Annotated in this window: 6 protein-coding genes; 2 read left to right on the top strand and 4 right to left on the bottom strand. The window is 41.9% G+C overall.

From position 1 onward, the window contains the following. The coding region (locus CXF78_RS03400) for a GGDEF domain-containing protein (protein ID WP_145991366.1) at nt 1–296 on the top strand (296 nt) is incomplete at its 5' end. Between the two features lie 164 nt (nt 297–460). Here the strand turns inward: CXF78_RS03400 and CXF78_RS03395 are convergent. From CXF78_RS03395 to CXF78_RS03385, 3 genes are all read right to left on the bottom strand, one after another. Then, entirely contained in the window at nt 461–3,163 is a 2,703-nt protein-coding gene (locus tag CXF78_RS03395; protein ID WP_011637389.1) for a bifunctional acetate--CoA ligase family protein/GNAT family N-acetyltransferase, read from the bottom strand. Nucleotides 3,164–3,426: 263 nt separating this feature from the next. Next, nucleotides 3,427–6,612: an efflux RND transporter permease subunit gene (locus CXF78_RS03390; protein ID WP_102035978.1), complete on the bottom strand. Its 3,186-nt coding sequence runs from the start codon at nt 6,610–6,612 to the stop codon at nt 3,427–3,429. Between the two features lie 5 nt (nt 6,613–6,617). Further along, the gene (locus CXF78_RS03385) at nt 6,618–7,805 is read right to left on the bottom strand and encodes an efflux RND transporter periplasmic adaptor subunit (RefSeq protein ID WP_102035977.1); all 1,188 of its coding nucleotides are present in this window, start codon (nt 7,803–7,805) and stop codon (nt 6,618–6,620) included. Nucleotides 7,806–7,984: 179 nt separating this feature from the next. On the opposite strand from CXF78_RS03385, the gene CXF78_RS03380 reads away from it, so the two are divergent. Continuing rightward, the gene (locus CXF78_RS03380; protein ID WP_102035976.1) at nt 7,985–8,545 is read left to right on the top strand and encodes a GNAT family N-acetyltransferase; all 561 of its coding nucleotides are present in this window, start codon (nt 7,985–7,987) and stop codon (nt 8,543–8,545) included. Nucleotides 8,546–8,608: 63 nt separating this feature from the next. Here CXF78_RS03380 and CXF78_RS03375 read toward each other — a convergent pair. After that, nucleotides 8,609–8,880: FAD-dependent oxidoreductase (locus tag CXF78_RS03375; RefSeq protein ID WP_180957038.1), on the bottom strand; the 272-nt coding region annotated here is incomplete at its 5' end.

The following is an 8,880-nucleotide window of genomic DNA, read 5'->3' as shown; positions in this document are numbered from 1 at the left end:
ATACCGTTAAAGGCGATGATTTGGTTGCCCGCTATGGTGGTGAAGAGTTTGTGGTAATGTTGCCCAATGCCAAGCTTATTGATGCCGTTAATGTGGCTGAAAAAATACGTGAAAGAATTGCATTAAAACAGCTTTCTATAGGTAAGGAAAAGAAACAGAACCTGGGCCATATTACCGTTTCTATTGGTGTGGCCACTATTCAAACGGGTGATGATGTAGATACCTTATTATCGCGTGCTGACGAACAACTTTATATTGCCAAAGCCGCTGGTAAAAATTGCGTCAAGTTTGGTTAATCACTCGCAGTGGTTGTACTGTGTTATTAGCATTTGTTTTGCTTATTCGCTGATACCAAGGTTTGATTTAACACCGATAAACCCACAATGAATCAACTTTTATATGTTGAGTCATGTGGGCTTATGTTTACCTGCAGTTGATTACATTTAATACAACCAAAATGTTATTGCGCTTTTGGTTGTAAATCCATGTGCATCTTTATCAAATGTTCTTCCATATCAAATGATACGGTAAACCCAAGTGACTTGGCGAGGTTGGCCATACTGCGGTTTTCAAACATGGTAAAGCCCGTTAAATACAGTGTATTGTTGGTTTTATAGTAAGCAATCAGTTTTTCCAGTAATAATTTGCCTAAGCCAATCCCTTGATAATTACTGCGAACAGCCATAGCAAACTCAGCTTCGGTATTATCAGGGTCGATAGACGCTCTCACAGCCCCTAACGTTAGCTCTTCACCATCTTCTGTCATTGTCGTCGCAATAAACGCCATCTCACGCGAATAATCAATTTGCGTTAATACTGCCATTTCTTCATGGGTCATTCGTGAGCGCACCCCAAAATAGCGCTTGTATCTGTCTTCATCACTTAATGAATTATCAAAATCTAAGTGCTTAGGTTCATCTTCTGGCAAGATGGGACGCAACATTATCTCGAGTCCATTTTTCAGCGTGGTAGTTTGTTCTAATTCTTTTGGGTAGGGCAAAATGGCCAGACGGTTAATGTTGTCTTGCGGGGTGGCATGAAGACGCATATTGACGTCTAATAAGGTGATTATTTCCCCCGCGGCCAACACAGGATTAATGTCTACTTCGGCAATTTCAGGACAATCAATAATTAAGTGAGATATTTGCGTCAGCATCACGCATAAAGCATTCATGTCGAGACCAAGTGGCAAATGACGGTCTCGCAACTTATGGGTTTTAAGTGCTTGAATCACCATATAGCGAGCCAGTGCCATGTTTAACGGTGGCAGTGCAACAGCGGCATCGCGTGTTGGGTCCCATTCAGATCCACCTTCACCTAAACAGATAGCTGGACCAAATACTGGGTCATTAATTACCGATACTCTAATTTCTTGAGCACCTGCGGTTAACGCCATTTTTTGAATAATTAATCCATCAATTTTGGCCGAAGGGTTAATTTGATGAACCCTGTCAATAATAGAGTGGGCGGCGTGACTAACATCTTCATCAGAAGCTAAATTTAACACTACGCCGTGCACATCTGATTTATAGAGTAGGTCTGGTGATTGCACTTTTAACGCTACAGGATAACCCACTTGGTTGGCGACATTAACCGCTTCATCAACATCTTTTACAAAGCGGGTTTCAATGGTGTTGAGTCCGTAAGCCCGCAAAATATCCACCGCTTGATGTGTTTCAACCACTGTTTGACCATTATCCAAGGCGCGTTGCAGCAATAGCCGTGCAGCTTTGCTGTCAGTCGGAATATTATCGGGTATTGACTGCGGTACTTCTTGGAGTAACTTTTGGTTACGACGATATTCGACCATGTGCATAAATGCTCTCACGGCACCCTCAGGGGTTCGATAGGTCGGAATGCCTGCTTTGGTAAATCGTTTACGGGCCAAATAAGCTGAGTCTTCACCGCTCCAATTGGTGAGCATATTGATTCGATTGCGATTAGGGTGTTGATTGATAGTGTCGATAATACTGTTAGCGATTTCAACACTTTCACCTAATATCGATGGCGAATGTAGCACCAAAATAGTGTCAGTATCGTTACTGCTCATGAGCACTTTTAATGTATCTGCGTAGCGTTGGCTGTCTGAATCGCCAATCATGTCGATAGGATTTTGTCGTGACCATGTACTGGGTAAAATAGCATTCAGTTCTGTCACGGTTTTTTCTGACAATTGTGCCAGTTTGCCACCTTTAATAATCAACTCATCCGCAGCCAAGACTGCAGGGCCGCCGCCATTACTCATAATAACTAATCGTTCACCTTTTAATGGGGTTGAATGAGCAAGGCTTTCTACTGCGGCAAATAATTCAATTAAATCGTTTACTCTTAACATACCGGCACGTCTAAAAGCGGCTTCATAAACGGCATCGTTACCGCCAATACCACCAGTATGGAGCATTGCAGCTTGTACTCCTTCACGGCTGCGCCCTGATTTAATCACAAAGATGGGTTTATTGCGTGAGGCAGCGCGGGCGGCTGATAAAAAGTGACGTTTTTCGTTAATGGAATCGATATACAGCATGATAGCGCTGGTTTTACTGTCGCGGCCCAAATAATCGAGTAATTCGTCAAAGTCGATATCGGTGGCATCGCCGAGTGAAATAAACGACGAAAAGCCAATACCTTTATTGTTGGCCCAATCGAGGACTGTGGTGCAAATAGCAGCCGATTGCGACACAAATGCAATTTTTCCGACGTTGGCTCCTGCGTGCGCTAAACTGGCATTGAGCCCTATAGGCGGTAAAATCATTCCTAAACTATTGGGGCCTAATAAACGCATACCGTATCGTTTCGCATACTGTTTGGTGAGTTCCAGTAAATTATTACCTTGCTCGTCAGTTTGGGATGCCATGCCAGAAGCCATAATAATCGCAACTTTGCAGCCAAATTGAGCCAAACGTTCAACAATACTGGGCACTTTCAGGGCGTTGGTACAAATTATAGCTAAATCAGGTTTGATCGGTAATGCTTCAATATTGGGGTAAGCCAATACGCCCATTACTGCGGTGTATTTGGGTGTCACAGGCATTATTGGACCAGAAAAACCGCCTGATAGCAGGTTTTTCATCACTGCTTTACCTGCGCGTTTATTGCCGTTAGATGCGCCAATGACTGCCACAGAAGTGGGTTTAAAGAGTGCATTAATACTGCGTTGACTCATAAAGTGTGACCTTAGCTGGCTGGCAATAAACAAGGTAGTTAGCGCTAGATTAGCATATTATTTTATCGAATAACGATAAAGAGATTATTTTAACGGACGGACTATTTTGTGAATAAAACCAATTACTCACTTAATCTTTGAACATCGATTATCACATCATAAAAAACCATCGATAGAGTCGATTTATAAGTGTTGTCTCGAACATAAAAAATGCAATAAAAAAGGGCCATTTAGGCCCTTTGTTATTGTAGTTATAATTGCATTTAATGCTGTTCGGTTGATGGTATCGCAGACGAAGGAGCAGGGACGTAAATATTGATGACCTTGCGGATCAATGCTTTACCGTCTTCAATTGCAATATATAAACATGGAATAAGACATAAAGTTACCACAGTCGCAAATAATACTCCGAACGCTAATGAAACCGCCATTGGGATCACCATTTGAGCTTGCATACTGGTCTCAGCCATAATCGGCACTAAACCCATGAATGTTGTTAATGACGTTAGCATGATAGCCCTAAAGCGACGGCAACCGGCATTGAGAACGGCTTGTTTCATTGGCACACCGGCTTTGCGTGAGTTATTGACATAATCCACCATCACCAACGAGTCATTCACCACAACACCAGCCGCGGCAATAATACCGAACATCGATAGTACACTTAAATCGATACCTAAAATGATGTGGCCCATTACGGAACCAATAACCCCAAACGGGATCACAGACATGATCATCACAGGCTGAATATATGAGCGTAGTGGAATAGCTAACAAGCTATAAATCAGCAATAACGATAAGATAAAGTCACGCATTTGTGTATCTGCGCTGTCTAATTGCTCTTGAATACTACCAGACACTTCACTGTGTACCCGCGGATACTTAATCAATAACTCAGGCATAAAGTTATCACGGATATCTTTAGCTAACTTAAACGGTTCAGTTTGATCTGCATCTACATTGGCCCACACGTTAATGGTACGGTTACCATTTTCGCGGCGGATACTGTTTACGCCTTGAACCACCATTATTTCAGCCACTTCAGATAGCGGTAATTCTGCACCTTGTGGGGTGTTAATCATCACATCTTGTACCAGTGCGATTGAATTACGTTGCTCTTCAGGGTAGCGAAGCATCACTTTTATTTCTTCACCATTACGAATAATACGTTGTGCTTCAAGACCGTAAAAGCTGTTGCCCACTTGTGAGGCGATATTGGCTAAGGTTAAACCCAATGCATTGGCCAACGGCTTTAACTGAAACTGCACTTCTTTGGCACTTGATTGACGGCTGTCGTTTACGTCACTGACGCCTTTAAGTGAATTCAGTTTGGCTTTTAGGGCTAATGACGCTGCCACTAACTGGCTTTCATCTTTACCTTCAAGCCTAAAGCTAATGTCGCCATCTTCACGACCTCCGCCCATTAAACTGTCTTGAATGCTAAACGATTTAACTCCTGGAATTTGTGGCATTGCTTTTCGCCATAAGTCTGCTAAAGCAAAGGTATCCATTGGTCTAAGTGATGGGTCGACCAATTTAGTCATCACTTCTGCTGTTGTTTGCCCTTTAAGATCGACTTGCATGTCAGAAATCATTTTCTGGCCATATTGCTGTTCAATCTTTTTATCAACATCATATAAAGTCTGCTCTATGGCCAGTGCGGCCGCGAGTGTCGACTTTTCTGATGCATCAACGTTCATTTCAACGGTGACTCTTGGAAAGTCGTGTGGAATTTTTGGTTGACCGATAAAACGAACCAAACCGCCCATATAAAGCCCAACACAGATCAAAATCAAGCTGATAAACAACATGATAACCGCGTAACGATACTCAACCGCTAATTCAAGGGAAGGGCGATAGACAGACTTAATAAATTTCGTTAAGCCGCGATCAATTTTACCTTGAACAAAATTAACGCCGTTACGCAGCCAATCTAATGGATTTTTTGAACCTGGTTTAACAATGGTAGGCTTTTTCATGTGCGCCAAATGCGCAGGCAAAATCAATTTAGATTCTATTAATGAAAACAATAAACATAAAATAACAACAAAACCAATAGCCTGCCCAAATGCAGATGATGGACCGTCGTCCATGGTTATTGGTAGAAAAGCGGCTATCGTGGTCAATACACCAAAGGTTGCTGGCATGGCGACTTTTTTAACCCCACGAATAACGCTGTCAATACTTTGGCCGTGTTCTTCTGATTCGCTATGGGCACTTTCGCCCATCACAATGGCATCATCGACCACTATCCCCAGCACTAAGATAAAGGCGAACAAGCTGATAACGTTAATGGTTACATCAAAAAATGCCATTGGCATAAACAATAAGGTACCTAGAAAACACACCGGTAGTCCCATCATCACCCAAAAAGCCAATCGAACACGCAAGAACAAAGCCAGCATGATAAACACTAATATCGCACCACTTTTCATGCTGTCGAGCATCAGTTGTAAACGGCCATCCAAGTAGTAAGTCATGTCAACCCAAGGTTCAAGTTTTACACCTTGTGGTAATATTTTTTGCTGTTTATCGACAAAGCTATTAATGGTATCTGCCACATCGGTAATACTTTGGTTTTTACCCGCACCAATGAAGAAGGTAACTGAATTTTTACCATTAAATTTAGAGTATTGAATGCCTTCTTCAAAGCCATCATTTACGCTGGCAATATCACCCAATAAAATCTTGGTACCATCATCTAATGTTAGTAAAGGCAGTTGTTCAAACTCGTAACCTACATAGGCTTGATTCTGAACGCGTAAATTGATGTAACCATTTTCTGCTTTGATTTGGCCAGCCGACATATTGCGTGAATAGCCACGAACGGCCTCAGCGACATCGTTAAATGTGATCCCAAATTCACGTAAACGGTCTTTACTGACTTCAATGCCAATTTCATAACTTAAGCCGCTATAATATTCGCTAATGTTGACACCAGGCAATTGCATGATTTCATCATTAATGCGCTCGCCTAAATCTTTGAGTTGCTTTTGGTTTAAGTCACCATAAAGGCTTAAATACATTACTTCTTGGCGAAATTTAATCCGTTCAACTTTAGGGGGCTCCATGCCACCAGGAAAGGTTGAGATCGAGTCAATTTCAGACTTAACCTCTTCAAGTACGACTTGTGGGTCATATGAGTCTTCAACCTGAAAATATCCCTGCGCTATATTACGATTTGAATAGGTAATAACCCTTTTTAATCCTTGAACGCTTTCTAAGGCTTGTTCAATTTTAATGGTAATGCCTTCTTCCACTTCTTGTGGTGCAGTACCTGGGTAAACGGCGCTAAATTGAATCCAGTTAACTTCAACAGCAGGGAAGAATTGCTTACGGATTGTATTGGCGGTCAACAGACCACCGAGTATGATAATGATCATCAACAAGTTTGCAGCTACGCTATTGCGGGCAAACCAGGCGATAATGCCTTTGTTAGTATCGTCCATGATGTTTATTTACCTTCCATCGCAAGTTCAGTTTTTTCTGTTTCTACTGACTCATCTTGTAAGATTTTATCTTCAGGCAAAGCGAGTTGCATACCTTCTAGCGGGTAATCAAGCGCTGATGTGATAACTTGCACGCCTGATTCAATACCTTCTGAAATCACGACATTCGCGCCTTCTTGGCGAATAATGTTAACAGGTTTATAACGTAAGGTTTTGTCGCTATCCATCACGGCAACTAAACCATTTACAATCAAATGACGCGGAATAATGGCCACATTACCGGCATTACTGCCTTCAACATAGGCGCTAACATAGGTGCCAAATCGTAATTCATTTTTATCGCTATTGAGTCCGTATGGGTCGTCTATTTCGGCAACCAGGTATGTCATGCGGCTTTTGCTGTCGACCACGCCTTCACTGCGAACAATTTTTCCTATCCACTCTTGTTTGCTTCCAGCAAAGTTACCCACTAATCGTACCTCAGCATGAGTGCCTTTTTGATCTAAATATTGCATTTCTTTATCGGCAAGCGGTAAGCGGATTTCTGCTGTATCAGTATTGTAAACATGACCAATTTTACTGCCAGTGGTGACGTATGCACCTAAACCGATTTCACGGCTGGAGATCAATGCATCATATGGCGCGCGGATAACCGTACGCTCTAAATCTCGTTGTGCACGTAATAAACCCGCTTCAGCACTTTTTAGTTTGGCTAATTCTTGTGCTAATTGTGGCTTGCGTAAACTGAGATCGGTTGGCTTACTGCTGGTTATCTCGGCCCATTCTCGTAAGGCGACTTCCGCATTGGCTCGTTCTTGCACCATGTTGGCTTTAGATGAGGCTATGTTTGCTTGAGCATCTAATAAACCTGCTTCATAGTCACTGGGATCAATTTTAGCTAAAACATCACCTTTTTTAACAAAGCCACCCTTGACGAATTTATCGGCTAAATAAATAATTTCACCGCTGACTTGTGCGACGAGTTCGGTGTCGTATTTTGCCGCGACAACACCGTATGAACTGACTGAGAAGGTCATCGGTTTATATTCAAGTGCTTCAACCGACACTAAAGGGGTGGTATCAACTGCAGGCTTTTCTTCAGGCGGTTTTTTTAGTGCAGCAATTCCAACTAAACCGGCTATTCCAATACCTAATACTATGATGGGTAATATTATTTGTTTTTTAGTAGCCACAATGCTTCCTTTTTATAATCCGATATTTTTGCAGTAAGTTCATTTCATACCGCCAATAGTTTTTTTCTACTGTATATGTTAATCGATATGTTTAGTGTTTGTTGTTTCATTGTGTAAACTTGTGTGTCAACTACTAGCATGTGAACTCATGACATAAAAACCTTTAGGGAACTGATATTGTGCAGATTGAAAACACCTCTAGATTACAGTTGTCATTAATGACCCTTAATGACAGCGCACTATTATTTGAACTAGACCAAGATGAACGCGTCATGCACTTTCTTAATGGCGGCAATAAAACCACTCAGCATCAGATAGATACGATCATGTTGCCAAGATTGGCTCAATATTTACATCCGTCAAAAGGTTGGGGATTATGGAAAGTCCATGCGCTCGATTGTGACGCCAATGATCAACACGGGTTAAGCGGCGAGTATTTAGGCTGGGTATTAGTCAGACCAATGTACTTTTTCACCCAAGCACAACCACATAACTTGGAATTAGGTTGGCGTTTTAAGCATATTTGTTGGGGTAAGGGCTATGCTACAGAAGCTGCCAAAGCGGTTATGGATACAGTCAGTGAGCCTGATGGCGTGACTCATGTGAGTGCCGTTGCTGTAGAGGACAATCTTGCCTCAATTGCGATTATGAAAAAACTCGGTATGACGTTTCAACATAAAAGTATTCACCGCGATCCTTTAGGCGATACTGAAGCAGTGTTTTATCAAAAAGCGCTGTAATGTTTTTTAAGGCAATAAAAAGAGCAGCCTGAGCTGCTCTTTTGTTGTATTACATCCAGTCGATTACTTTTTTGCGTCTAAATAACGTTCAGCATCAAGTGCTGCCATACAACCTGTACCGGCTGAAGTGATTGCTTGACGGTAATGTTGATCCATTACGTCGCCACAAGCATAGACACCTTCGATGCTAGTTTGTGTAGCATTGCCTTGTAAACCACTGTTTACTTGTAAGTAACCGTGATTCATTTCTAATTGACCAGCAAAAATACCAGTATTAGGGCTGTGACCAATAGCAACAAATACACCAGCGACTTCTAAATCTGTCACTGAACCAT

Origin of the sequence: Shewanella sp. 11B5 (genome assembly GCF_002836795.1) — a bacterium.
GTDB lineage: Bacteria > Pseudomonadota > Gammaproteobacteria > Enterobacterales > Shewanellaceae > Shewanella > Shewanella frigidimarina.
Note: the sequence above shows the minus strand (reverse complement) of the source record. Positions and strands in the feature narration are given on the sequence as shown.